The following is a 25,285-nucleotide window of genomic DNA, read 5'->3' as shown; positions in this document are numbered from 1 at the left end:
AGGCGCCGGACTCGCCCGCCGGCCGACCCGGTCCAGTGTCAGCCGGCCATGTCCCCGCCTCATCCGCGCCGCGTCATGGTCGTGTCACGGCGGCAACCGACGGTGGCGGCCGACGGTGGCGGCCGTCGACAAACCGAGACATGCGGCAGACGATTGTGATCATCTGAGGAGATGAACCCGGCATGGGACGAGGTGTCCCGCGTTGCCCCTCCCCGGGGACTTCCATGGCGTGGTAGTTGAGCGCGTCGGCGACGACCGTGCACGCGGACGACGCGTCGATGGTGGCCACCTCCGGGGAGAATCAGCTCTGCCCGGCACCCGCCGCCGCCCGGCAGCGGGCGCTACTCGCCGCCGACCTCCACGATCATGAACTTGGCCGTGCCCACCGACATGTTCCCGGCCTTGTCGGTGGCCCGGTACGACAGGGTGTGCGCGCCGGGCTGGTTGACCGACAGCGGCCGCGTGTACGCCGCGAACGGCTGACCGTCGAGCGAATACTCCACGGTGTCCAGCCCGGAGCCGACATCGCTCGCCGTCAGCTTCACCGTCGCCGAGCCGACGTAGTTCCAGGCCCAGTCCTGGGTGCCGGTGATCGCGGCCGACACCTGCGGCAGCGTGGTGTCGTCCTCCGGAGCCACCACGGTGAACCTCAGAGTCGCCACCGGCGTGGTGTTCCCGGCCTTGTCGGTGGCCCGGTACGACAGAGTGTGCGCCCCCGCCTGGGTGACCGACACGGGGGACGGATACTCGGTGTAGGGCCCGCCGTCGAGCGAGTACTCCACCGTGGCGACCCCCGACTCGGTGTCGCTCACCGAGATCATCACGGTCGCCGAGCCGACGTAGTTGCCCGCAGAGTCCTGCTGGCCCGAGAGCTGCGCCGAGACCTGCGGAGGGGTGGTGTCCTCCTCCTGCGGGGCCGTCACCGTGAACGTCACCGAGCCCACCGGCGAGGTGTTGCCCGCCTTGTCGGTGGCCCGGAAGGTCACCGTGTGCGCGCCAGGCTGGTTGACCGACAGCGGCTGCGTGTACGCCGCGAACGGCTGGCCGTCGAACGAATACTCCACGGTGTCCACCCCAGAGCCGGCGTCGCTCGCCGTGATCGTCACCGTCGCCGCGCCCACGTAGTTGCCGTCCGCGTCCTGGTCACCGGTAACCTTCCCGGTGACCTCGGGCGGAGTGGTGTCCTCCTCCTGCGGAGCCACCACCGTGAACTCCACCGAGCCCACCGGCGAGGTGTTGCCCGCCTTGTCGGTGGCCCGGAAGGTCACCGTGTGCGCCCCCACCTGGTTGACCGACACCGGGGCCGAGTAGGCCACGAACTCGCCGCCGTCGAGCGCGTACTCCACGGTGTCCACCCCTGACTCGGTGTCGCTCGCCGAGACCGTGACCGTCGCCGCGCCCACGTAGTTGCCGTCCGCGTCCTGGTCACCTGCCACCTGCGCGGAGACCTGCGGTGCGGTCGTGTCCTCGTTCCCGCCTTCGGTGACGACGAATTCGCCGGTCATCTGGCCGTGACCGGGGATCACGCAGGTGTAGCGGTACTTGCCGGGAGTGAGGTTGACCTGCGCGATGTGCCGGCCGCCGTCGGCGTCGAAGGGGCTGGCGATGATGTTGAGGCTGACGTCGTGGTTGTAGCCGGGGGTGGAGGTGTCGAACGTCAGCGTGTGCGTCATGCCGGTGGTGTTGCCGGTGGCCGCGCTGTTCTCGAAGACGATGGTGGTGGGGCCGGCCGTCGCCGATTCCGGCGCCGACCTGTACGCGGTCATGCTGTCGTCGGCGGTCCAGGTGAGCACCTGGTCCGCCGCCTGCGCGGCGGTGAGCTGCGTACGGGGCCGCGCGTCGGCCTGGACCGACGACAGGAAGAGCGCGGGAAGCGCCACGGCGAGCAGCAAGAAGGCGAGGCGAGGCGCGGACGCCCGCCGTAAGGCTCTGGTCACGAGGGAAGGGAGAGATCCGGCATGCATGTGTCTATGCACCTTTCCGAGCTGGGGTGGAGTGCCGGGCGCGGGGAACGCTCCCCGGCCCGGCACCCGGCCGGCGTACCGTCCTAGAGTTCGCGCACGCGGATGTTGCGGAAGTCGATCACGTCGTTGCCGCCGTGGTTCTGCAGCCCGACGAACCCGCTGATGAACTGGCGCAGGTCGGTGGGCGGGTCACCGGCGCGGGACGACGCCTTGCCCGGCGTGTTGTCGAACTCGCTGATCACCGTGCCGTTGCGAATGATCGTGTAGTGCTGGCCGACCACTCGGACCTCGTAGTCGTTCCACTGGCCCTTCGGGGTCACCCCGGCCCGGTTCAGGCCGTTGGGCGCGAAGTTGTAGATGGAGCCCGTCTTCTGCGGCTCGCCGGTGTCACCGTCGTAGATCTGGATCTCGTGGCCACAGAAGATCGCGACCCACGCGGGTGAGGTGCGCGCCGCACCGACCGTGCCGCAGCTTCCGGCGGGACGCTGCTCCAGCGGAGTCCTCGGGTCCGGGAACCGGACGAAGACGCCGCTGTTGGCGCGGTGCGGGTCGGGCGAGCTGTCACGGAACTGCAGCCGGACCGAGAAGTCCGCGTACGCCTGGTCGGAGTACCACAGCATGCCCAGGCCACCGGAGCTGCGGATCGTACCGTCCGGCCGGAGGTCGAAGCGCCCGGACGGGGCCTGGCTCCAGCCCAGCAGCGACGATGCCGTGCCGTCGAAGATGGGCTGGTAGCCCTTCACCGTCCCGACCTCCGACTCGGCGCCGGCCGCACGCAGCGCCTCGGCCTCCTGGGCGGTGATGACGCCGTCCTTGAGAAGCCGGCTCACGACGGCGCCGAGGTGCTTGACGAACTGGTTGCGGTTCTTCCAGTCGCGCTCGTCGTCGATCAGGTCGTTGATCGTGCAGCCGCCGCCGGCCGCCTTGTTGCGCACGCCGGTGAAGGCGTCGAGGAACTGCACCGTCGGCCGGGCGTCGGGCGCGGCGCAGCCGACCGTGACAGCGATCTTCCCGGTGGCCTGCTCGCCGTCGGCGTAGGTGACCTTCAGCGTCGCCTGGTAGGTGCCGAAGCCGGCGTAGGTGTGCGTCGGGGCGGCCTGGTTCGACGGCGCGCTGCCGTCGCCGAAGTCCCACTCCCACGCCACGCCGCCGGCCTTGGCGCTGGAGAACGTCATCGTCCTGGGATCGGCGTTCTGCCGGGCGGGACGCGCCACGGCGGCGTCCGGGTCCGGCGTCGCCGGACCGCCCTTGTAGGCGACGCGGACCAGCTTCTGGTTGGCGTGCAGGCTGAAGAAGCCGTTGCCGTAGTCGAGCAGGTAGAGCGCGCCGTCGGGACCGAACTTCGCGTCCATCCACGACTGGAGCTGGTTGGCGCCGACGCCACCCGGGATGATGTGCCGCAGGTCCTCGGCGAACGCCGGCCGGCCCGCGTCCCGGGCGGTCTCCGGGTCGACGGTCACGGCTATGCGGTTGTTGCCGTTGGCCTCGTCACCGATCAGCCACTTGTTGTCCCAGTATTCCGGCCACGCGACCCCGCTGCCGGTGTCGATCTGGGAGCGGTGGTAGGTCGGGCCCGACATGACCGCCTGGCCGCCGCCCTTGAGGTAGGGCATGGTGAAGGTCTCCTCGCCCTGCTTGTACGTCGGGACACCGCTGCCGTCCTGCCGCTTCGGGTAGACGGGGCCGCCGCCCTGCGGCGAGTACCAGATCATGTTGTCGCGCGCCGGCGGGATGTCGACGAGGCCGGTGTTGCGCGGCGAGGTGTTCTTCAGGTTGTCGCAGTCGTACCACTCGGCGGGCTGGGTGGCGTCGCTGTTGCTGCGGTCGCGGTAAGGCTGCTTGTTGCCCATGCAGTACGGCCAGCCCTGGTTGCCGGCGGAGGTGAGGACCGTCACGGTCTCGTACTTCGCCGGTCCCCACGTCTCGCTCGGGCCGGTGGCGTCGGGGCCGACCCAGCCGGCCGTGATCCAGTCGTTCTCCTTGTCCCACTGCAACCGCGCGATGTTGCGGACGCCCATCACCCAGATCTCCGCGCGGGTCTTGCCGCCGCCCTCTTCCTCGCCGGTGAACAGGTTGCCCTTGGGGATCGTGTACGTGCCGTCGGGCTCCGGGTGGATGCGGAGGATCTTGCCGTTGAGGTCGTTGGTGTTGCCGGAGGTACGGCGGGCGTCCTGGAACGAGGTGCCCTTGTAGTCCTGGGTCCAGTTGTTCCCGGAGTAACCGCCGGATCCCCCGGAGGAGTTGCTGTCACCGGTGCCGATGTAGAGGTTGCCGTCCTCGTCGAAGGTCATGCCTCCGCCCGCGTGACAGCAGCTGTGGATCTGGGTGTCCCACTGCAGGAGGTCCTTGCGGCTGCTCTGGTCGATCGTCTGGGTACGCGAGTCGTAGTCGAACCGGGAGACCGTCCGCTTGCCGATGCGCCTGTCCCGGTCGATCGACGCGTGCGGCATCCAGTACACGTAGATCCAGCCGTTCTCCGCGAAGTCCGGGTCGAGGGTGATGCCGACCAGGCCCTCCTCGTTCTTGACCAGCTCGTCGCCGCTGCCGCGGTTGCCCATGACGGGCAGCGTGGTCAGCAGCTTGACCTGCTTGGTCCGCGGGTCCCACTGGTGGATGGTGCCGCAGCCGAGGCCCACCTTCGGGTCGTTCCAGTCGGGGATGGGGCCGGTGGCGCAGGCCGCCTTGCCGATGTAGAACACCTTGCCGTTCGGCGCGATGGTCAGGCCGTGCGGCTCGCCGATCTGGTCGAGCTGGCCCTGCGTGTTCGGCGCGGTCAGCCGTTCGACGGTGTAGTTGGCCGCGATGGTCGCCTGGCAGTCGCCCCGGACGATGCCGGTCGCCCACCGGATGGCGCCCGCGAGGTGCGTGCGGAACTGCTTGTCGCTGGTGTAGCTCGCCGCGGTGCCGCCCATGCCGGTGTAGAAGGACCGGCCGCCGTCGTAGTCGCGGCACCAGGAGACCGGATGGAACGGGCCGTTGCCGTTCATGCTCGGGTTGTAGGTCCACTCCTCGACCTGCGCGATCGTGTGGACCTTGCCCACCGGATTGGGATTCCAGCTCAGCCACTTGTCGGTCCGTGACAGGGTGAGCGGAAGCCCTTCGTTCGCCGGATGCCGGCGGTCGACGATGTCCACGACGGCCTTCTGCTCCTTCGGCGCGGGGGGCGGCGCGGAGTCGGGGCCGAACAGCCGCAGCTCGGCGAGCTGGGTCAGGGGCTCACCGCTGTTCGCGGTGATGTCGAGCCGGTAGTACTGGTACGCCGTGGTGTTCTCGAACTTGTACTCCTTGCTCTGGAACCGCTGAGGGAAGGTCTCCCCGCTGCGCTTGTCGAGATCCGTCCAGGTCGTCCCGTTCTGCGAACCCTGGAGGGCCCAGTCCTTCGGATCCCGGCCGGCGGAGTCGTTGGCCGACGTCAGCGCGTAGTGCGCCACCGCGACGGGCTTGTCCAGCTTGCCCTGCACCCACGCGGTCGGCGTCCGGGCCAGCCATTTGGTGTCGTTGTCCCCGTCGAAAACCTTGTCCTTGGTCTCGTTCGGCGGGTTCTCCGCGCTCGCCGCGGTCTCCACCACCTTCTCCGCGATGGGGAGGGCGCCGACGGGACGGGTGCCGATCAGCTCGGTGAACCAGGCCGAGTCCACCTGCGCGCGGGCGGCGTCCCGGATGCCGACGAACCCGCCGCCGCCCCTGATGAACGCCTGGAAGGCGGCGAGCTGCGCTTCGTCCAAGCTCACACCCTTGGCGGACAGGAACACCACGCCGCGGAACCGCGCCAGGTTGCCGGCGGTGAAGACCGCCGGATCCTGGGCCTCCTCAACGGAGAACCCGTTCTTCTTGCTCAGTTCCCTGATCGCCGTCGCGGCCGCCCGCACCGGGTCGTCCTGCTGAGCGGCCTGACCGCTGAAGACCAGCACGTTGACGGCGGCCTTCTTGGCGGCCGGGGCGGGGGCCTGCGCCTGGGCCGGCACGGCGGGCGGGGTCGCCAGTCCGAGCACCAGGACGGCACTCGACATCGTGATCAGTACGCGTCGCCAGGCGGATGATCGGGACGGTAAATGGCCTTTTCGACCCATCATTGCTCCTTGGGATCGAGGGTGGTTCGGGACCATTCGCGGGCGAGTTCGGGGGTCGGCCGCGGTCCGGGGTTGTCGACGTCTGCGTAGGGCTGTGCTCGTACGGCGTTCCGGTCTCGGGGGCGCCCGGGGCCGCGCGGCCGTCAGTGGCCCGTGTGGTCGCCGCCCGGGTGATCGCCGCCCGGTCGGCCCGGCACGTTCCCGGCCGCGTCCGTCACCGTGAAAATGCCGGCCATCCCCATGTCGGAGTGGCTCTGGACGTGGCAGTGGTACATCCACGCCCCCGGGCCGACGCGCTCGCCCGCGATCAGCTGGAAGCCGAACGACTCGGCGGGCCCGGTGATCTTGGTGTCGATGATCCGGCTCTGGTCCTCAAGGCTCTCCAGCATGCCGGTGCGGTTGTCGGCCCAGCGGTGCCCGTGAATGTGGAACGTGTGATAGAACTCGCCGTGGGTGATCACGATCCACTCCACCCGCTCACCGACCTTGGCGACGAACTCCGGCGCGTCGTGCCCGGGACGATTGTTGATCATCATGTCGTTGAAGACGACGGTGAACGTCTTGTCCGGCCTGACGTCCTTCTTCCGCCGGACCACCAGCGGGCCGTACAGCCCTTGACGAATGCCGCCCGTGCCGTGATCGGTCCCCACCACGTGGTCGTGGTAGTGCCAGTAGCCCGCGCTGCCAGGCTCGATGCCGGCACCGCCCGCGCGCCTGCCCTGCGCGTGGGTGCGCCAGATGTAGGTGCGCCGGCCGCCTGGCTCGACCACGCTCTCGTTCAGCCTCGTACCGTCGCTGGCCACGTCGTAGTCCACCCCGTGGACGTGCAGGCTCGCCGTCACGTCCAGGTTGTTGACCATCTCGATCTCGAGCGTGTCGCCCTCGACCATCTCGATGAGCGGCCCGGGAATCGTGGCCATGCCCGGCTCCAGGCCGTAGCCCAGCTGGCCGTTCTCCAGCCGCTCGGCGTACAGGGTGATGCGGCGGACCGCGCCCATGGTCGTGCCGGCCTGGGTCGACGCGGCCGTCTGATTCGCTGCGACCAACGGCGCCAACGCGGCAGCCGCCGCGGACGTGGTGAAGGCACGCCGGGAGAGCAGGCTTTCCGCCACGCCTCTGCCTACCTCGGTCATGGTTCCCCAATCGATGACGCTTGCGTGAGGGTGTCTTGCGGGTGCTCGGGACGCTGCCTTCGCGCGCGATGCGGGTCTAGGGCTGGACCGGCCGCGTCGTGATCGGTGGTGTCGTAGAGGGGAAGTTAGATCGACTTTCGATCGAAGTACGCGCCATTTTCAGCGAAATGTCAACAAGTAGCGGCGAAAGAGTCAGAACTTCCGCCTGTATCTGGTCAAAGCCTGATACGGCTGTTACGTTGACGACAAGATCCGACCTTGCGTCCGCCAGCAATGACATCCACCCAGGTCATGGGCCATGTATGCCTTCGCCGCGCTACGGTTGCCGCCCATCGGCGCTCGGGACAAGGGCGTCGAGACTCTCGCCCTGCGCCACCAGATCACCGTCCCGCACCGGCACCGCGATCTGACGAGGCAACGTCACGCTCGTATCTGCCGGCCGAAGCGGCCCAGGCGCCGCCCATCCACAGTCCACTCCATCCGCGCCCACATTCTGCGCCTGGTTCGAGAGAACCCCGGCTGGGGCTACCGGCAAGCTCACCACGCTCGGTATCAAGGTCGCGCCGTCCACGGTGTGGAGATCCTCGAACAGGCCGGCCTTGATCCGGCGCCCGAGCGAGCGTCCCGCCGACTTCCCGCGCTCGCACACCGACACCCTCCTGGCCTGCGACTTCATCGAGACCATCACCCTGGACGGGCAACGCCAGTACATCCCGGCCATCATCGAGCACGCCACCGGACCCGTCCGCGTGCTCGGCACCACCGCGCACCCGACCGCCGGTCACCCAGGCGATCAGGAACTTCGTACAGGCTCCCCTCCGCCCGCCCTTGCACAACCCACCCTGGTGATCGACACGGCCTCTCGGATCCACGGTCGAGGATCAGTTTCTCGTCGTCGGCCAGGACGACCCGGATCACAGCGGCAGCCTCGCCTGTACGCGCCACGTCCCGCCCGTCTCCTCCCAGGTGCACGTCCCGCCGGCCAGGCCGGCCCGCATGCGCATGCCGGTCAGACCGCCCCCCCCCTGCCTACCGGAGCTGCCTGCGGTCGCATTGTCCATCAGGACCAGGTCGGTGCCGACGGCCACGTCAAGCGTGACCGGGCCGCGCCCGTGACGCAGGGCGTTGGTGAGCGCCTCCCGTGCGATGGCGAAGGCCGCGCGCGAGGTCGGGGGCCGGGATCTTGTCGAGGTGCCCGACGCTCGCGTGCACGTCGAGGCCGCGGGTGAGCGTGTCGAGCGCCTCCAGCGTGTGGCTCCCGGTGGTGATGCCGTCGTCGAGCACGCTCAGCAGCACGTCGAGGTCCTGCTGGGCGTGGCGGGCGGTGGCCGTCAGCTGATCGAGCGACTGTGCGGCGAGCGTGGGCTCGGTCCGCCGCGGCGCCGCCTGGGCGGCCATGGCCTGCACGAGGACGACGCTCAGGGCGTGGCCGACGGAGTCGTGCAGTTCCCTAGGGCAGGGGTCTGGCGGCGGCCGAGTTCGTCGATCACCCGTGACGGCTCGCTGCGCAGCAGCCGGCGCGCTGCCCAGCGCTGGCCGAATCCGGCGGAGACCATCGCGGCCAGTACGGTGGCGGCGAGCAGGAGTGCCTCGACCGGCTCACCGGGCCCCTCATGCGTCAGTCCGCCGAGCGGGATCAGTCCGGGAGACAGCGCCAGCAGGCCCGCGCTGAGCGTGGCGCCGCCGTACAGGTGCAGGCTGGTCAGGGCCACCAGGTAGACGCGGTCGGCCCGCTTGGGCACGTCGACGTCAAGCAGTTCCGACAGCGCGGCCATCTCCAGACGCCGGCATCACGGGCGTCATGGCGAGCAGCACTGAGGCGGGCAGGCACGCCGCCCACAACACCAGCACGCGCCCCGGCGTCAGCGTTTCTAGCGTGAGCGGCATGACGACAACTGATCAGACGGTCCGTACGGCGCCATCGCCCACGGTGACCGCCGGACCACAAGGATCAACCGGGGCTACTCCGCTTGGTTCGCCGGCGACCATCGGGCGGCTGCGTCGCGCGTGGAGGGCCGCGCATGCCCCGGTGACCGGGGTTCCCCGCTGGGCACGAATCGCCGTCTATGCCATCCCGGTCGCCGTACTGCCGTCCAGCCTCTGGCGACTCCCGGCCGCGTTCAGCGACGGGATGGGGGTGGGCGAGCGAGCCTACATCGTCTTCCTGTCGGTTCTGTCGGAGCTGGTGGCGTTTACTGCGTTCGGGCTGGTCGCCACCTGGGGCGAGCGATTTCCACGCTGGGTTCCCGGGCTGCGTGGCCGTAGGGTGCCGCCGCCCGCCGCTGTCATCCCCGCCGCCCTCGGCGCCGGGATCCTGACGGTCTTGTGGACCGCCTGCTTCGTCGCTCAACTTGTCCGGCCGCACAGGAACCGGCGCGGGGATCCGGCCCAGCAGGATCGCTCCTCTGCACCGTTCACTCTCGCGACCGAACCATGAGGAGTGACACCATGAGATTCGACGGCCATCGCGTCGCCACCACCGCTGCGGGCCGCGACTTCGGGAGGCCTCCCTCTCCGCACAGAGTCTCGCCGCCGCCGAGCGGGTCCGCGATGAGATTCGCGATCGTGGCCATCAGCAGGTCCACGCCTTTGCCTGCGAGCTGACAGACCCCGCCTCAATCCGCGACTTCGCTGCCGGCGTTGCCCGGCACACCGGCCACGTCGGCATCCTGATCAACAACGGTTCCCGCCTTCTCCATGGGCCAGACCTCCAGCCAGCCTCCGACGCCGATATCGTCGCCACCATCTCATCCGGCGCCACCGGCACTGTCCTGACCATGAAGCACTTCCTGCCTCTCCTTCTCAACTCGGACAAGCCGGACGTGGTGACGATGGTCTCCGCCTGCGGAACGGCCGGCCATCACCGCTCGGACGCGCACGACGGCTTCTACGCAACCAAGAGCGCCCAGGCAGGGTTCTCCGAGATCCTCTCCAAGCGTCTGCGACCACAAGGAGTCCGGGCGATATCGCTCTACCCGCCCGATTTCGACAGCCCCGATCCGCTCTCCGAGGAGCCGGACACCACCCCGCGCGGTTCCAAGGACGCCCTCACCGCGCACTCGCTCGTGGACTGCATCCTCTTCGCGGTCGCCCAGCCCCGCGACTGCTTCATCAAGGCGTTTCACTTCGAACAAGTCTGACCAGCGCCCTCGCGAATCAACATACGAGCAACTGGCGCCGTGTCCAGCAGGGCGGCGAGCGAGACGGAGAGGAGCGATCAACCAGTGAACACGGGAACCTCCCCGGCTTCGCTCGTCACCCGCGCGGGCGACCAGGGCTGGGCATCGTCGGTCGATCAGGGAGCAGGCGGAAGGCCGGGGCCCTGCCGGGGGCGTAGGGGCCGGGGAGCTTCAGCGGGCGGGCTGCCGGGGACGCCGTCCAACTCCGGGTGGCGGCTCACGGCCAGAGCCGGACCAGAGTACGACGTCGCCGCCGAACCGGTGCACCAAGCGCGTGGCGGTGGATGCGATGCGATGCGTTGAACAGTTGCACGACAACCAATACATCTGTATAGACTCTTGTACGTGCGACCAATATCGGAAGAAGACCTGACCACGCGCGCCCGCATCCGCGACGCCGCGATGGCGTTGTTCGCCGAGCAAGGGGTCAAGGCCACCACGATCCGCGGGATCGCCGAGACCGCCAGAGTCTCGCCAGGCCTGGTGCAGCACCACTTCGGCACCAAGGAAGCGCTGAGACAGGCTTGTGACGAGTACGTCCTCAGCTACATGCGTGAGCAGGTCAACGTAGGCGTCACCGACCGCAACCTGGCCAAGCCCGAGTTCATCGAGAACGTTCACCGCACCGCGCCGCCCCTGATGAAGTACCTCGGTCGCGCGCTCGTGGACGGCTCGCCCGCGGCCGCCGCCATGTTCGACGAACTCGTCAGCGTGACGGAGGGGCACCTCGCCCGCGGCGAGCACTCCGAGGCCGACCACCGCGCCCGCGCGACCGTACTGACGGCGATGAAGCTGGGCATCACGGTGCTGCACGAGCACGTCTCCCGCGCCCTCGGCACGGACCTCTACGCCCAGCAGGGCGCGCTGCGCGTCGGCAAGGCCCAGCTCGACCTGATCAGACCGGAATTCCTCGGCCGCGAGCTGTTCGACCAGGCGCGGACGGGCCTGGAGAAAGTCGAGGGACAACAATGACCGCCGCGGTGCACGCCGACGGCCTGGTCAAGACCTTCGGCCGGACCAGGGCACTGGACGAGCTCGACCTCACCGTCGCAACCGGCGAGGTGCACGGCTTCCTCGGCCCCAACGGCGCGGGCAAGACCACCACGATCCGTATCCTGCTGGGTCAGATGCGCGCCGACGGCGGCCGGATCACGTTACTCGGCGGCGATCCCTGGCACGACGCCACGCAACTGCACCGGAGGCTCGCCTACGTGCCCGGCGACGTCACCCTGTGGCCCTCGCTGACCGGCGGCGAGGTCATCGACCTGCTCGGCAGGGTACGCGGCGGCCTCGACCCCGGACGCCGCGCCGACCTGCTCGAACGCTTCGAGCTCGACCCGCGCAAGAAGTGCCGCACCTACTCCAAGGGCAACCGGCAGAAGGTCGCGCTCGTGGCCGCCTTCGCCTCCGATGTCGAACTGCTGGTCTTGGACGAGCCGACCTCGGGCCTCGACCCGCTGATGGAGGCGGTCTTCAACGAGTGCGTCATGCAGGAGAAGCGCGACGGCCGCACCGTGCTGCTGTCCAGCCACATCCTGTCGGAGGTGGAGACGCTGTGCGACCGCGTCAGCATCATCCGCGCCGGCCGTACCGTCGAGACCGGCAGCCTGGCCGACCTGCGCCACCTCACCCGCACCTCGGTGACGGCCGAGCTGATCGGGCCCGCCCCGGGCCTGGCCGCCCTGCCCGGCGTACACGACGTGACCATGGACGGCGCGCGGCTGCGCTGCCAGGTGGACGCTGACGCGCTCACCGCGGTGCTCGCCGAGCTGGCCGCGGCGGGCGTACGCACCTTGGTCACGCAGCCGCCGACGCTGGAGGAGCTGTTCCTGCGCCACTACGAGGGAGCCGCCAGATGACCGGCACCTGGACCCAGATCCGGCTCATCCTGCGCCGGGATCGGGTGCTGCTGCCGGTGTGGATCGCGATCACGGCGCTGCTGCCGGCGAGCATCGCCTCTGCCACCACAGACCTGTACGCCGATCAGGCCGCCCGCGACGCCTTCGCGGCGGCTTCGGCGAGCAATCCCGCGCAGCTGGCCATGCGAGGCCCCATCCACGACGCGAGCGTCGGCGGTCTGACCGCCTGGACGCTCGGCTCCTCCCTCGCGCTGATCGGCGGGCTGATCAGCATCCTGCTGGTGATCAGGCACACCCGGCTCGAGGAAGAGACCGGCCGGCGCGAGCTGCTGTCCTCGGGCGTCATCGGCCGTCACGCCCCGCTGGCCGCCGCACTCACGGTCGTGCTGGCCGCCAACCTGCTGCTGGGTCTGCTGTCCGTACCCGCCCTGGTCACGAGCGGCCTGCCCGCGGGATCTTCGCTGCTGTTCGGCCTGTCCACCGCCGCGGGGGGCTGGGCGTTCGCAGCCGTCGCAGCCATCACCGCGCAGCTCACCGCGTCATCCGGCACGGCGCGCGGCATCGCGATCGCCATCGGCGGCCTGCTGTTCGCACTGCGCTCGCTGGCCGACACCGGCGGTGCCGGCTGGCTGGCCTGGCTGTCGCCGTTCGGCTGGGTCCGGCTGACCAGACCCTACGCCGACGACCGATGGTGGGTGCTGGGGCTGATCGCGGTGTTCGTCGCCGCCCTGGCGGCGGTCGCGTTCGCCCTGTCCACGTGCCGTGACGTGGCCGGCGGCCTGATCCCCGCCCGCCCCGGACCCGCCACCGGGACGCTGCCGGGCGCGTTCGGCCTGACCGCCCGGCTGCACCGGAGCACACTCGCGGGCTTCGCGATCGGTTTCGGTGCGCTCGGCGCCCTGCTCGGCGTGGCGGCCCGCGGGCTGGACGCCCAGTTGGACACCCCGCAGTTCCAGCAGCTGGCCGCGACCATCGGCGGCGCCGGCGCACCGATCTCGGATGTGTTCTTCACCTTCGTGATGTACGTGCTCAGCCAGCTCGTCGCCGGGGCGGCGCTGGTGTCGGCGCTGCGCGCCCGCGGCGAGGAGGCGGCGGGCCGGGCCGAGCTGCTGCTGTCCACCCCCATCGGCCGGCTGCGCTGGGCACTGAGCCACCTGCTGTTCGCCTTCCTGAGCCCGGTTCTGCTGCTGACCGCGCTGGGGGCGGCGGCGGGGCTCACCTACGACGGCGACGTGGCCCGCGTCACCGGGGCCACGCTGGCCTACCTGCCCGCGGTCTGGACCGTGGCCGGGCTCGCCACCCTGCTGTTCGGCCTGATGCCACGGCTGGCGACCGCCGTGAGCTGGACCGCGCTCGGCCTCTTCCTGGTCGTGGATCTGCTGGCGGAGTTCAAGCTGGCCACAGGGATCGTCCTGGACCTCTCGCCGTTCGTGCACGTGCCGGCGATGTTGCTGGGCGGCTCCTCCTCACCGGTGGCGCCCCTGCTGGGGCTGACCGTGCTGTCCGTCACCCTGGGCGCGGCGGGGCTGGCGTTGCTGCGCCGCCGCGACCTGATGCCCTCCGGCTGAAGCGGCTCAGCAAGGCGCTGATGACGACATCGATCGCACGGAATCTTCAGGCGTGGCGGCGGCGCCGGTGGTAGGCGTAGGCCAGGGCGAGCACGGTCGGGCCCCACAGCGCGAGCGGGGTGATGCAGACCATGGCCAGCGCCTGCCACCAGCCGTTCTCGTACGCCATACGCTCGGAGAAGCCGAGCCAGGTGAGCACCATCCACACCGAGACCGCGCTCAGCACCAGTCCACCGGTCACGGCAGGAACGACCGCCGCCATCGGTGGCACGCGGCGGCCGCCGATGACCGGGATCCAACTCGGGACCACCTCGCCCCACCGGCGCACCAGACCGATGCTGAGCAGCGCCGCCAATTCCGTGAGCACACTGAGCCCGAACACGTACGGGATGGTGATCCACAACGGCGACACAGGCGCGTCGTCGAGCTGACCCATCTCGAAGTGAAAGGCGAACGGCAACCTCCACAGGCACGAAGGCAGCAGCAGCCAGGGAAGCGCGTAGGCGGCACGCATCGCCCAGCGGGGGACGGGCTGTTCGGTGTCGCTGGCGGCCGGAGCCTTGTGCAGCAGATTGATCGTCATCGTCGCCTCCTGATTTCTAGGGTCGGGACCCAGACTGCGCTCACGCGGGCAGGAAGACATCTGCCGATCGGCCGATTCGCCGGCGCGGGCCGCTGCCCTAAGGTGCCGCCATGAGGTTCCTTGCAGGCGGGCTGGTGGCAGCCGGTGCGTTCGCGCTCGCACTCGCGCTCCGGCCGCTCCCCAGCCCGCTCGTCGTCGTGCCCGCGATGCTCACGGCCGCGGCCATGTCGCTTGTCTGGTGGCCGAGGGCGCGCCCCCGCCTCGCGGCGATCACGGCGGCCACCGGTGTGGCCGGCGCGACGTGCACGCTCGCCTGGCTTGCCGATCCCGGCATCGCCGGCGGCCCGTCGACCTACGTCCACACGGTCGCCGTGCTCACGCTCATCACGCTGACCGTGCGCTGGGCCGCCGCGCGGCAGGCAGTCCCTGCGGTGGGGGTGGCGGCGATCTCCGAGGCGCTGCTGGCGTTGCAGATCACTCAGCCGCCGCCCTCAGGCCTCGACGCGGTCGCCCTCACCCTCTTCTGGTCTGTCGGCACGGGAGGCGCGATCGGCCTCGGCGCCTATCTCCGCACCCTCGACCGGCGCCGAATCGACGCGGTCAGGCAAGCCCGCCGCACCCAGCGCCTGCAGCTCGCCCGCGACCTGCACGACTTCGTCGCCCACGACGTCAGCGCCATGGTCATCCAGGCCCAGGCGGCGCAGATCCTGCTCGACCGCGATCCGGCCGAGGCCGCGGCCGCACTGCGGGCGATCGAGGAGGACGGCGCGCGGGCGCTGGCGTCGATGGACCGGACCGTGCGGATGCTGCGCGAACTGGAGGGCGAGAGCGCCTCCGCCGAGCCGCTGCCCGGGCTCGACGGCCTGCCCGAGCTGGTACGGCGTTTCGCCGACGCGGGGTTCCCCGGCACCGAGCTGCGTGTCGAGCCCTCCGGCCCGGTGCCGCGCGAGGTCGCGACCACGATCTACCGCATCGTCGTCGAAGCGCTCACCAACGTCAGAAAGCACGCGCCGGCCGGGTCCAGCGTGGCCATCCAGGTAACCGACGAGACGGGGACAGTCGTCGTGACCGTGGCCGACCATGCGCGCGACCAGGCCCCGCCGCGCCTGCCGTCCGCCGGACGCACCGGCGTCGGCCTGGCCGGGCTGGCCGAGCGGGTGCAGGCACTGGGCGGCGAGTTCACCTCTGGCCGCGGCGCCGGCGGCGGCTGGGTCGTGAAGGCGGTGTTCCCATGACCATCCGGGTTCTGATCGCCGACGACCAGCCGGCCATCCGGCGCAGCTTCCGCACCATTCTCGATGTCCAGCCGGACCTGGAAGTGGCGGGCGAGGCGCCGGACGGCGTGACCGCGCTCGGCCTCGCCCGCGAGCTCCGGCCGGACGTGGTCGTCGCCGACATCCGCATGCCGCGCATGGACGGGCTCGAACTCACCCGGCGCCTGGCCGGCCCCGAGGCGGCGGCGCCGATGCGAGTGATCGTCGTGACCACCTACGACCTCGACGAGTACGTGCACGCCGCGCTCCGCGCAGGAGCCTGCGGCTTCCTGCTCAAACACGCGGGGCCGGTGCTCCTCGTGGAGGGCATCAGAGCGGCGGCCGCAGGCGATGCCTTGATCAGCCCCTCGGTGACCGTACGCCTGCTGCGCCACCTCACCCCATCACCCACCCGCACCGGCGCGCCGGGCGAACAGCCCCTGAGCGACCGCGAGCTGGAGATCGTCAAACTGGTCGCCGCAGGCAAGTCCAACCCCGAGATCGGCGCCGAGCTGTTCATCTCGGCCGGCACCGCCAAGACCCACGTGGCCAACGTCCAGCGCAAGCTCGGGGTGCGCAACCGCGTGGGCATCGCCGCCTGGGCCTGGGAACACGGCCACGCGTGAACCTTGAGCAGGCGCCTCGGTGACGCCGTTCGACTGCCTCGACGACGGTCTGGGCGCCGCGCGCGTCGCGTGCGGCGGTCGTGCCGAGGGAGCCGACCTTGTCCGCGGCGATCACGCCGGTCCGAGCACGGTGGAGGAAGTGGCGTCCATTGTCTGCCGGATTCCTATCGTGTGGCGGCCAGCCATCGGCTGACAGCGGCCATCGCCGTACCCTCGCTGTCGGCGTCGATGCGGGCGGCGAGGTCGGCGATCGTGACCTGGCGCAAGGCGTCCGCCCAGGCCTCCTCGGCCGCGGCCATGGCGCGCGCGATCGCGCACGGCCGCTCGCATCGCTCGGCCGGGAGGGCGAGCGGGCCTCGCTGCCGGATCTCGGTGCACCGGTAGGCGGGCTCGCCGCCGTCGATGGCCCGTACCACCTCCAGCGCCGAGATCTGGGCGGCGGGCCGAGTCAGCTCATATCCGCCCACTTGCCCGGCCGTGGAGTGCACGATGCCCGCGCGCGACAGCGCCTGCAGGTGCTTGGCCAGGTAGGCGGGAGGGGTGCCGTGCAGCTCGGCGAGCCTGGCCGCGGGGACGGGCTCGCGGCTCTGGCTGAGGGTGACGCAGCTGTGCAGCGCCCACTCCACCCCGTTGGACAACTTCATGGTCACCAGCCTACCCAACTCGGATGTTTATTATCCGAGTTGTGGTACAACTCGGATAGAGATTGTCCGAGATCATTGGAGTGTCCATGATGTTGACCTCTTCGCCACCCGACAAGCAGGTGCTCGGCGCGGCAGGGCTGGCGATGTTCGTGGCGGCGGCCAACCTGCGGCCGGCGATCGCCGCGGTCTCGCCGCTGGTGGACCGCATCCGCGCCGACCTGGATCTGACCGCGACCGGCGTGGCGCTGCTGACGACCGTTCCCACGCTGGCCATGGGGTTGTGCGCGCCGTTGGCCGCCGTGGCGGGCCGCCGGTTAGGGCTCCATCGCGGGGTCCTGCTCGGCCTGGTCGTCATCGCCGTGGCCACCGCCGCCCGCCTCGCCGGGGGATCCACCTGGCTGCAACTGAGCTGCGCGGCGGTCGTCGGGGCCGGCATCGCCATCGCTCAGACGCTGCTGCCCGCCGTCGTCAAGAGCCGCTTCGCCGACCAGGCCGGCCTGGCCACCGGTATCTACACCGCCGGGCTCGGCGCGGGCGGCGCCGTCGCGGCCGGAGTCAGCGCACCGCTGGCCGGCTTCCTCGGCTCCTGGCCGGGGGCGCTGGCCTCCTGGTCGGTGCTCGCGCTGGCCGGGGCGATGGCGTGGGCGGCATCCCGGCGTTCCCTGGCCCTGGACCGGGTGGCGGCCCCCGCGGGGCCACTCACCACGGGGCTGCCCTGGCGTAGCGGGGTGGCCTGGCGGGTGACCGCGCTATCGGCGGTCAACTCCGCCCTGTACTACTGTGAACTGGCCTGGATCGTGCCCCTGCTTCAGGAGAACGGGCCCGGAGCCGGAGCCGGGACGTTGCTCACCGTGATGATCGGCATCCAGGTGGTCGCGATGCTGGCCGTCCCTGCCGTGCTCGGCGAACAGCGCGACCTGCGCGTGGGGCTCGCGCTGACGGCCGCGCTGACCGCGCTCGGCTTCGCCGCCCTGGCCCCCATGCTCGTGGGCATCCTGCGCGACGCCACGGCCGATTTCCGCCTCGCCTTCATCCTCCTCGCCGCAGCGGCCACGCTGACCATCGTGCCCATCACGCGGCTCCAGAAGGCGGCGCATTCATGACACGGCTCAATCCCACTGAAATCATCGCCCTGTACCGCCGCTGCTACGCCGACCCACCCTGGTCGGAGACTCCCGAGCAACTCGACGCCTACGCCGATCGCCTGGCGGAAGCCCTGGAACATCCCTTCTTCAGGGCGTGGGTCGAACGCGATCGCGACGGGCGGTTGCTCGGCATCTGCTATGGCTGGCCGACCCCCGCCGATCTGTCGGGCAGCCGGATCTACGACCTGCTCAAGAGCTCCTTCGGTGCACCCGCCGTCTCCAGGATGACCTCGGGCTCCTTCGAGGTCGTCGACCTGTTCGTCCACCCCGAGGTCCGCGGGAAAGGAATCGCCTCCGCGTTGCTGTCCCAGGCCGTCGCCGGCTGGCCCAAGGCCTGGCTGATCACCTCTTCGCAAGCACCCGCCGCCCGGCTGTATCACCGCCTGGGCTGGCGGGAGGCCGGTCCGCTCGTGGGCCTGGATGAGCCGCCGCTCGGGCTGTTCACACTCGAAGGCGATCAGCGGATCGCGCGGGAGCAATAAGCTGGCATCAAGATCGCGATCACCGGCATCCGGATGCCGCGCATGAACGGCGCGACCATCGGAGTGCACAGTCGATGGCACAAGACTTCCTACGCTGGCGCCACCGAAGCGTGAGACGCCGCGTTCGGTACATATTGAGCAAGGCATTAGCATCGCGGCGCTGTCGATAAGTCAAGCGTTGGCGATCAGCACGAACGAACATAAATACTAGATCAAGCGTCATCTCGACTCGTCTCGAAGTCGCAGTCATCGGATTTACGAGCACGCAGGCCATCGAATTAGAAGTAGGGCCGCACCGTGTCCTCGGGTGATGGTTCGTGCCACCTCAGCACGTTATGTGTGTCAGGCGGAGCCAGATCCTGACGGCACGTGATAGAGCGTACGAGCACGCACCGAGCACGATCGGGCCCTCACCCTAGCCACCATCGTTGCGACCGTCCACTCAAGCCACGCCTTCAGAGCCGCATCGATACCACCTGACGAGACTGCACCGGCAGGTCAGCCTTGTGCGCGTACAACGGCGACGGCTATCTCCCCGTTAACCGCATAGGACGCGACCGTGGGAGCGACGACGCCGTCGACGACGACGGTTGCCAGGCCCGCCGAACCTGCCGAGTAACTCACGCTGTCGACCAGCGCGTCCTCCACGACAACCGTGGCCTCCTCAGGGCCGCTCCTGCGACCGGACACGTGGATGAGCTGGACATGTTCTCCACGCCGCAGGTCATAGGGCGCCTGGCCGGCTTGAGGGCCAACCCCACTTCGACAGGCTTCCCTCGACTGCTCCGTCTCCGCCGACGGCGGCCATCGGCCCGGTGAGCAAGGTGCCAGGAAGCACCGTAACTGTGGCTACGGCGGCCGCAACCTCCTCACGCTGGGACCAGGACCACGGCCCCGTGGACGCCCACGCGGACGGGGACATCAACAACGCGCACGCCAACGTCCCAGTACACCTGCAGCACCGGCACCCCCTCCGTCAACCCATGCCATCACCAAAAGTAGCCCTATTACACCTGAGAGTAGTCGCACAACTTGAGAACGCTCCCCTTCTTCTGCACGCAGCCGACCGCTCGGGCCGGAGGAGCCCTCCATTCGAAGCTCAAGGTCGCCGGAAGCCCGTGGCCGTGAAGGTCCTCTCACCGGTCCGACCAGCCCTTGTGCCGTGCCAAACTCGTCCATGGCATCTGGCCTGGCCTTCTATCCTCGGCACTCGTTTTTCTACGCCTGCTGTATCTGCTGATGGTCCGGTTGTTCGGCTGGTTGACGCTACTCACGCGGGACGACACCTCCAAGGACGTGGAGATCTTGGCGCTGCGTCATGAAGTCGCCGTCCTGCGTCGTCAAGTCTCCCGACCACGACCGGACCGGGCCGACCGGGCGCTGCCGGCCGCACTGGCGCGACTGCCACCCGCGCGGCTTCGCCGCCATCGAATCGTGACACCGGGCACCTTGTTGTCCTGGCACCGCCGGATGGTCAGCCAACGCTGGACGCACCCGAACGCGACCGGACGTCCAGCGATCCCCACTGAACTGTTCCCCTGTCTGCGGCCTGCGGCGCCTGCCGCGTTCGGACAGCGCGGTAGCGGCTTCGGCGCAGCCGGAGACAGGTGCGCCGAGGTCCTGCTCCTGTCCCGCGCCACCGAAAGAGGTCTCACCGCGAAGGACCTTGGACGGGTACGTCCGGCCGATCGGCACCAACGCATGGCCGACCCGCGTACGCAGCGACGCGATCGCCGTGTGCGGCCTGTCGAGCTTCACCCGGTGACCTGCGCGACGCCCGACTTCACCACCCTCATGGACGGGACCCGCTTCTCGCCCTTTGCCAGCGTCCTCGCCTCGGAGACCGTGGTGAGCACGTCACGGTCTTGGACGTTGGACCAGGTGAACGTACACGACTCCTGGGAGACGGCGGCTGTCACGGCACAGGCGGACGAACAGATGAAGATGCCGGATCCGGCGATGGCCGCAGTAGCGATCTTCAGCATGACACGTAGGACGCGAAGAACATCCCAGAAGTTCTCAGCACGCCGGGGACGACGGGATGTCACCGATGGGTACTACGGTGGGCGGTCCATCCGAGGACGGCGTACCAGGCCAGGACCCAGGTGAGCCACAGGCGCTGGGTCAGGCCGGCGATGCCGTCGTTGCCGGCGGTGGTCGCCTCGTCGAAGGTGCTGAAGTAGACCGCCATGAGGATCAGCGTGATCGGCGCGGCCACGTAGAGCAGCAGGTTCGCCAGCCGCCGGCCGGAGACATCTCGCAGGAACAGGCCCACGGCCACGAAGGTCAGGATCGGTAGCTGGAAGGCCAGCGTCACGCCGGCGAAGTGCAGGGCGGGCGATTCGAGATCGAACAGCCCGATGAGCGCCAGGCCGATCGGTACGAGGCCGAGGCCGATCGAGGCCGGCACGCGCCTGATCGTGCGTCCTCCCTCGACGGCCCGGAAGAAGCCCAGGAAGCCGGCCCCGAACAGCAGCCCGCTGAGGACGAACGCGGCGTTCATGTACGGGGCGGTGTCGCCCATGCCGAGCCCGCTGATGGGCTGGGTGAGGTTGGAATACGGCGCGATGTGGTCGCCGCCGATGGTGTACCCGTCGCTGACGAAGCTGAGCACGATCCAGGCGACGGTGAACAGAACGGCGCCGGCGACCGTGCCCAGCGCGAGCCGTCCCCAGAGTACGGTTCGCGAAGTGACGGTATCGGCTGGGGCGGTGTTGGCGGTGGGCATCAGGTTCCTTTCACTCCCCCGTGTCGCGATTAAGAAGAGGATCAAGGACGGCACCCGGAGCTGGATAGGACAAATCACGTCAACTGGGTGGTAATCCGCGCCACCGTGCTGCCACGCTTAGCCTGTGGACGGGTTGGATCTTGCTCTTCTTCCCAGGCTCATCATTAGCGGTTCAGGTCTGGACCCCGAACCGATAGCACGACAGGCCGGCATTCCCGTGTGGGTGCTCCATACCGACCACGCGAGAATCGCCGGCGACCGCTACCTGCGAGCATGGGAGCTCGTCGAGCACGGTGCGGAACGTGACGACATCGCCCTGTTGATCGCCGAACGCTACGTGGTCGGCGCGCTCGGCCTCTACGACTACCTGTTCATCACCGCGTCCACACTTTGGGACGGCATGGCGGCCACCGGCAGCTACATGACCACCATCAGCACCAACTGGCGGTTCGAACCCGCCGAGGAGACCGATCGAGAGATCTCCTTCACCGTCCATCTCAACACCGGCGAAGGGCGCGGCGCCGACCTGGCCATGCAGTTCGGGATCGCCGGCGCCTTCAGCCGCGCCCGCACGGCCACCGGTCGTCCCGTCAACCCGGTGCGGGTCGCCCTCCGGCAGCCCGCACCGCGACATCACGCCGCGTTCCACACCTTCTTCCAGACCGGCCAGGTGGACTTCGACGCTCCCGCCGACACCGTCACCATGCGCAAGTCCGACCTGGAGCTGCCCCTCCTCGGAGCCGACTCGCTCCTGGCTAAGATCCTGCGCCACCAGGCCGAGAACCTTCCGCCCCTGCCGGTGAGAAACACATGGCTGGACGAGTTCCGCCGGCTCTTACGGGACTCGTTGATGACAGGCCCCACCATCGAGACCGTTGCCGCGCATCTCGCGACCAGCCCTCGCACCCTGCAACGGCGGCTCGCCGCCCACGGCACCACCTGGCGCGAAGAACTCGATCGTGTACGGCGATCGGAGTACCACCGCATGCGGCCCGCCGGCCTCAACAGCCTCGCGCGGCGTCTCGGCTACTCGGACGCCCGCTCACTCTCCCGCGCGAACCGCCGCTGGCAGACCGGATGAGGCACTCCCCGGCACTGGCTCGCAGCCGCCTCCGCCTGTGGGTGCCAGATATCGTGTCTCCTCATGCGAACTGGGCGTATTCGTGTAGGAGGCCGCCGAGCCGGTCTCGTCGGGAGACCTCGATGTCGGTGTCGACTGGATCGGGTAGCGCCCGCAGAGGGCTGGCCTGCTTCAGGGCTCGGTGCGGACGATGCCTGTTGAAGTGGGTCTCGTACTCGGCGAGGACCTTGCGCAGGTGACGTTCGTTCAGGAAGAGGACCCGGTCGAGTAGCTCGCGGCGCACGCTGCCGACCCACCGCCCCATGACCGCGTTCATCCGAGGAGCCTGAGGTGCGGTGAGCAGCACGCGGATACCCTCGGTCGTGAACACCTCATCGAACAGAGCGGGTGAACTTGCTGTCCCGGTCTCTGATCAGGAATCGGAAGTCGCTGATCCGATCGCCCAGGTCGAGCATCAGGTTGGCGGGCTTGCTGGGCTACCCGGCCGGCGGTGGGGCGCGCCGTGACACCGAGCACGTGGACCCGCGGGTGGCGTGCTCGACCACGGCGAAGCAGTACAGTCGCGCGAGCATGACCGTCTCGACGTTGAAGAAGTCGCAGGCCAAGATCCCGGACGCCTGGGCCTTGAGGAACTGGGCCCAGGTCGGACCGCTGCGCCGGGGAGCTGGATCGACGCCGGCCTTCTTCAAGATCGCCCACACGGTGGCCGGGGACACCTTCCGACCCAGGTCGGCGTGCCAGCGCAGGAGCGTCCGCGGTGTGACGAACAGGTGACATCGGCGGCGTCGGGACAGGAGTCGCGCGAGCGCGGAAATGATGGCCCGGTCCGCCCACGACGGCCGAGGCACGGCCACCTGGCGGCAGAGCACAGCCAGCTGATGCCGCAACACCAAGATCTCCGCATCCTTGGACGCCTGTGATCGCGCAAGCAGCGCGATCCAGCCGAATACCCGTACGACGATCGAGTACAGCAGCCGCAGAGCCGCACTGCGATCTTGCCAAAGCCGAGCCCGCGAACACAGCAAACCCCAGATCAAACCCTGTGACGCAATATTCGGCACCCACAGGCCCTGGCCGGGTTCGCAGGCTCACACCGGGTGTCCTCTCGCGTTCCCGATGCGACCGGGCAGTCCGCAGCCAGCCGCGCGCCCCTTCACGGGTCGAGCCGAGCCGGCCCTCTACTTGGGCTCAAAGGCCCAGACTGTGCTGGCGTCGGTCGCGCCGGTGTTCCATTTCACCTCGCCCGCCGAAGTCGCGTACATGTAGTCGCGGCTGACATGGCCGTTGGTCAGGCGGTGGCCTCCAGGGGCCGACTCGAATCCCCAGAGCGAATCGGCGATGATTTCACCCGAGTTCCAGATGACGGCGTTGTTCGTCGCGTCGCTGTCCAGGTAATACCTCCCTGTTCTGGCGTTCCTGATCGTCCACGCGCCGGAGGATTGCTGCGTGACGACCCAGTCCTGGTCGTCGTAGGAACTCGGGGCCGCGACGATCAGCGCGCCGTTCGCCTCGGAGTCCAGGTACCTGCCCGTTGCCACGTTCCGGATCTTGTAGGTGGCGCCGCTCACGATCGGCGCGTCCGCCGCTTTGCGGTAGGCACGGAAATAATCGACGACGAATTCTCTCGGCCTGGGGTCCGCGGGATCGACGTTTCCGGTCCAGCCGGCGTTCTCGTAGATGCCCAGCAAGAACACCGCACCGTAGGCGGGAGACGCGTTGATGGTTCTCGTCAGGACATTGTCCACATACAGCTTGAGTTGCGTCGGTGTCCACTCGAGACCGTAGATGTGCATCTCGGTCGTCATGTCGAATCCAACGGAGATCGTGTTGCTGGTTTCCACCAAGTTGGGATCGGACCACTTGTGCAGGCTGTAGAGAAAGCTGCGCCCCATTTGACCCGGGTGCTCCATGACGTCGATCTCCCCGGTCTGGGTCGACGTGTCCTGCCTGCCTGCCGTCCAGAACGCGGTGTGGATCCCGCTTCTCGCCGAGCTTTTCGCGCGGATCTCGAAGTACCCGTACCGCGGGGTGTACTTCATGATGGTGGGGATCGAGTGATGGAAGGGAGAGGTCTTGTGCAGACCGGTCCTCTGCCCGGTCTGGATGCTGGAGACCTTCATCGGGTTGCCGTCGGCGTAATAGGCCGGCTGGTCGTCGTCGATGCGCAGAACGAGGGCGTTGTCGCGGAATCCGTACCGCGCCCTGGATCTTTCCTCGGTCGTCCGCGACTCGAAGTAGTTGGTGATCCACAGGCTCGTGTCGAGGCTGCCGTTGAACTCGTCGTTCCGATCGAGAATCCAACCAGGTTTCTCCAGCGGGTTCGGCGGAATATCAGCTGCTTGGGCGGGTTGCGCGGCCGTGGCGTTGAAGACGAGAGCCGAGGCCAGCAGCGAGAGGATGATCCCTGATCGGGTAAGTCGTTGAATGCCTAAGTGCGTACTCACCATGGGTTGCGACCGCCTTTCGATGGTCAAACGGCTGCGCAGCGAATCACCTGGACATGCGCGTTGCTGCAGTAGCCGTGTGGCCAGGGACTCCGGGAAATCTTTCGCCGCCTGGGGCGGAGCGTGCTCTCAACCGCGTTGGGCGTGAGCGAAAAGGCGTTGGATGGCTCGCCCGCAGAGGCGGCGGACAACGTCTCTGCAAGTGCCGCATCGGACCGGTCAACAGCTCGGAAAACGCATTCCGCATTGTGCAAACAGACAGCGGCGATGTCAAGAGCCGACGTTGCCGACAGACGGCATGGCCGATCCGACCAGCGATAGCAGGGGCGCCAGGCTTCCTGGGAAGGCTGCTGGCACCTCCGGCGCGCCATACCGGCGAGAGGCGCCTGAAGAGCAGTCTTTGGGAGCGTTCACAGAGCAGAAAGTGGCTCTTTCATCGGCTGCATGCCCGCTATCAGGGCTTTTACTGCGAATCCAAGAGTGGGCCTTTCGATACGTCGGCCCGTGCGTTACTGTGCACGTTCAC

Annotated in this window: 24 protein-coding genes; 10 read left to right on the top strand and 14 right to left on the bottom strand. The window is 69.0% G+C overall.

Annotated features, from left to right (window positions below; translation table 11 throughout):
- Window positions 1-341 precede the first annotated feature (341 nt).
- The 6 genes from HD593_RS09475 to HD593_RS60245 form a co-directional block, all read right to left on the bottom strand.
- Window positions 342-1,892 carry an OmpL47-type beta-barrel domain-containing protein gene (locus HD593_RS09475; RefSeq protein WP_221524686.1) on the bottom strand — a complete coding sequence of 517 codons (1,551 nt, stop codon included), beginning with the start codon at window positions 1,890-1,892 and terminating at the stop codon, window positions 342-344.
- A 155-nt stretch (window positions 1,893-2,047) separates the two neighbouring features.
- A complete protein-coding gene (locus tag HD593_RS09470; RefSeq protein ID WP_221524685.1) occupies window positions 2,048-5,974 on the bottom strand; it encodes a ThuA domain-containing protein in 3,927 nt (1,308 codons plus the stop codon).
- A 203-nt stretch (window positions 5,975-6,177) separates the two neighbouring features.
- Window positions 6,178-7,167, bottom strand: coding sequence for a multicopper oxidase domain-containing protein (locus HD593_RS09465; protein WP_185101806.1), 990 nt, complete (start codon window positions 7,165-7,167; stop codon window positions 6,178-6,180).
- 316 nt (window positions 7,168-7,483) lie between these two features.
- Window positions 7,484-7,843: a hypothetical protein gene (locus HD593_RS09460; RefSeq protein WP_185101805.1), complete on the bottom strand. Its 360-nt coding sequence runs from the start codon at window positions 7,841-7,843 to the stop codon at window positions 7,484-7,486.
- Between the two features lie 413 nt (window positions 7,844-8,256).
- Window positions 8,257-8,565, bottom strand: coding sequence for a hypothetical protein (locus tag HD593_RS09455; RefSeq protein ID WP_246547775.1), 309 nt, complete (start codon window positions 8,563-8,565; stop codon window positions 8,257-8,259).
- A 20-nt stretch (window positions 8,566-8,585) separates the two neighbouring features.
- Window positions 8,586-8,942 (bottom strand): hypothetical protein, encoded by a 357-nt coding sequence (locus tag HD593_RS60245; RefSeq protein ID WP_221524684.1) that lies wholly within the window; start codon window positions 8,940-8,942, stop codon window positions 8,586-8,588.
- 254 nt (window positions 8,943-9,196) lie between these two features.
- On the opposite strand from HD593_RS60245, the gene HD593_RS09450 reads away from it, so the two are divergent.
- The 5 genes from HD593_RS09450 (at window position 9,197) to HD593_RS09430 (ending at window position 13,773) form a co-directional block, all read left to right on the top strand.
- Entirely contained in the window at window positions 9,197-9,604 is a 408-nt protein-coding gene (locus HD593_RS09450) for a hypothetical protein (protein ID WP_185101804.1), read from the top strand.
- Between the two features lie 16 nt (window positions 9,605-9,620).
- Window positions 9,621-10,307, top strand: a complete 687-nt coding sequence (locus tag HD593_RS09445; protein ID WP_312904432.1) for an SDR family oxidoreductase — start codon at window positions 9,621-9,623, stop codon at window positions 10,305-10,307.
- A 384-nt stretch (window positions 10,308-10,691) separates the two neighbouring features.
- Window positions 10,692-11,318 (top strand): TetR/AcrR family transcriptional regulator, encoded by a 627-nt coding sequence (locus tag HD593_RS09440; protein WP_185101803.1) that lies wholly within the window; start codon window positions 10,692-10,694, stop codon window positions 11,316-11,318.
- Window positions 11,315-12,205 (top strand): ABC transporter ATP-binding protein, encoded by an 891-nt coding sequence (locus tag HD593_RS09435; RefSeq protein ID WP_185101802.1) that lies wholly within the window; start codon window positions 11,315-11,317, stop codon window positions 12,203-12,205. Before HD593_RS09440 ends, HD593_RS09435 begins: the two co-directional genes overlap by 4 nt.
- Window positions 12,202-13,773, top strand: coding sequence for an ABC transporter permease (locus HD593_RS09430; RefSeq protein ID WP_185101801.1), 1,572 nt, complete (start codon window positions 12,202-12,204; stop codon window positions 13,771-13,773). The genes HD593_RS09435 and HD593_RS09430 overlap by 4 nt, the downstream gene beginning before the upstream one ends.
- Before the next feature lie 46 nt (window positions 13,774-13,819).
- On the opposite strand, the gene HD593_RS09425 is transcribed toward HD593_RS09430, so the two are convergent.
- Complete coding sequence (locus tag HD593_RS09425) at window positions 13,820-14,356, bottom strand: hypothetical protein (RefSeq protein ID WP_185101800.1); 537 nt, start codon at window positions 14,354-14,356, stop codon at window positions 13,820-13,822.
- A 110-nt stretch (window positions 14,357-14,466) separates the two neighbouring features.
- On the opposite strand from HD593_RS09425, the gene HD593_RS09420 reads away from it, so the two are divergent.
- Together HD593_RS09420 and HD593_RS09415 are read left to right on the top strand one after the other, a co-directional pair.
- Window positions 14,467-15,591, top strand: a complete 1,125-nt coding sequence (locus HD593_RS09420) for a sensor histidine kinase (RefSeq protein WP_185101799.1) — start codon at window positions 14,467-14,469, stop codon at window positions 15,589-15,591.
- The gene (locus tag HD593_RS09415) at window positions 15,588-16,235 is read left to right on the top strand and encodes a response regulator (RefSeq protein ID WP_185101798.1); all 648 of its coding nucleotides are present in this window, start codon (window positions 15,588-15,590) and stop codon (window positions 16,233-16,235) included. Before HD593_RS09420 ends, HD593_RS09415 begins: the two co-directional genes overlap by 4 nt.
- 164 nt (window positions 16,236-16,399) lie before the next feature.
- On the opposite strand, the gene HD593_RS09410 is transcribed toward HD593_RS09415, so the two are convergent.
- The gene (locus HD593_RS09410; protein ID WP_185101797.1) at window positions 16,400-16,879 is read right to left on the bottom strand and encodes an RrF2 family transcriptional regulator; all 480 of its coding nucleotides are present in this window, start codon (window positions 16,877-16,879) and stop codon (window positions 16,400-16,402) included.
- An 86-nt stretch (window positions 16,880-16,965) separates the two neighbouring features.
- On the opposite strand from HD593_RS09410, the gene HD593_RS09405 reads away from it, so the two are divergent.
- On the top strand, window positions 16,966-17,982 hold the full coding sequence (locus tag HD593_RS09405) for an MFS transporter (protein ID WP_221524683.1): 1,017 nt from the start codon (window positions 16,966-16,968) through the stop codon (window positions 17,980-17,982).
- The gene (locus HD593_RS09400) at window positions 17,979-18,506 is read left to right on the top strand and encodes a GNAT family N-acetyltransferase (protein ID WP_185101796.1); all 528 of its coding nucleotides are present in this window, start codon (window positions 17,979-17,981) and stop codon (window positions 18,504-18,506) included. The genes HD593_RS09405 and HD593_RS09400 overlap by 4 nt, the downstream gene beginning before the upstream one ends.
- Window positions 18,507-19,004: 498 nt before the next feature.
- Here HD593_RS09400 and HD593_RS09395 read toward each other — a convergent pair whose 3' ends face one another.
- From HD593_RS09395 to HD593_RS09385, 3 genes are all read right to left on the bottom strand, one after another.
- Window positions 19,005-19,154 (bottom strand): hypothetical protein, encoded by a 150-nt coding sequence (locus HD593_RS09395; protein WP_185101795.1) that lies wholly within the window; start codon window positions 19,152-19,154, stop codon window positions 19,005-19,007.
- Window positions 19,155-20,260: 1,106 nt separating this feature from the next.
- On the bottom strand, window positions 20,261-20,491 hold the full coding sequence (locus HD593_RS09390) for a hypothetical protein (RefSeq protein WP_185101794.1): 231 nt from the start codon (window positions 20,489-20,491) through the stop codon (window positions 20,261-20,263).
- A 59-nt stretch (window positions 20,492-20,550) separates the two neighbouring features.
- On the bottom strand, window positions 20,551-21,234 hold the full coding sequence (locus tag HD593_RS09385; protein WP_185101793.1) for a DUF998 domain-containing protein: 684 nt from the start codon (window positions 21,232-21,234) through the stop codon (window positions 20,551-20,553).
- Window positions 21,235-21,358: 124 nt separating this feature from the next.
- Between HD593_RS09385 and HD593_RS09380 the strand changes: the two genes are divergently transcribed.
- Window positions 21,359-22,315, top strand: a complete 957-nt coding sequence (locus HD593_RS09380; protein WP_185101792.1) for an AraC family transcriptional regulator — start codon at window positions 21,359-21,361, stop codon at window positions 22,313-22,315.
- A gap of 61 nt (window positions 22,316-22,376) precedes the next feature.
- Here HD593_RS09380 and HD593_RS60240 read toward each other — a convergent pair whose 3' ends face one another.
- The 3 genes from HD593_RS60240 to HD593_RS09370 all read right to left on the bottom strand — a co-directional run bounded on the left by HD593_RS60240 (window position 22,377) and on the right by HD593_RS09370 (window position 24,762).
- Entirely contained in the window at window positions 22,377-22,685 is a 309-nt protein-coding gene (locus HD593_RS60240) for an integrase core domain-containing protein (protein WP_221524682.1), read from the bottom strand.
- Between the two features lie 106 nt (window positions 22,686-22,791).
- Window positions 22,792-23,016 carry a hypothetical protein gene (locus HD593_RS60235; protein ID WP_221524681.1) on the bottom strand — a complete coding sequence of 75 codons (225 nt, stop codon included), beginning with the start codon at window positions 23,014-23,016 and terminating at the stop codon, window positions 22,792-22,794.
- Between the two features lie 477 nt (window positions 23,017-23,493).
- Window positions 23,494-24,762, bottom strand: coding sequence for a family 16 glycosylhydrolase (locus HD593_RS09370; protein WP_185101791.1), 1,269 nt, complete (start codon window positions 24,760-24,762; stop codon window positions 23,494-23,496).
- Window positions 24,763-25,285 lie beyond the last annotated feature (523 nt).

The organism is Nonomuraea rubra (genome assembly GCF_014207985.1).
Classification (GTDB): domain Bacteria; phylum Actinomycetota; class Actinomycetes; order Streptosporangiales; family Streptosporangiaceae; genus Nonomuraea; species Nonomuraea rubra.
This window is presented reverse-complemented; position numbering and strand designations above follow the sequence as displayed.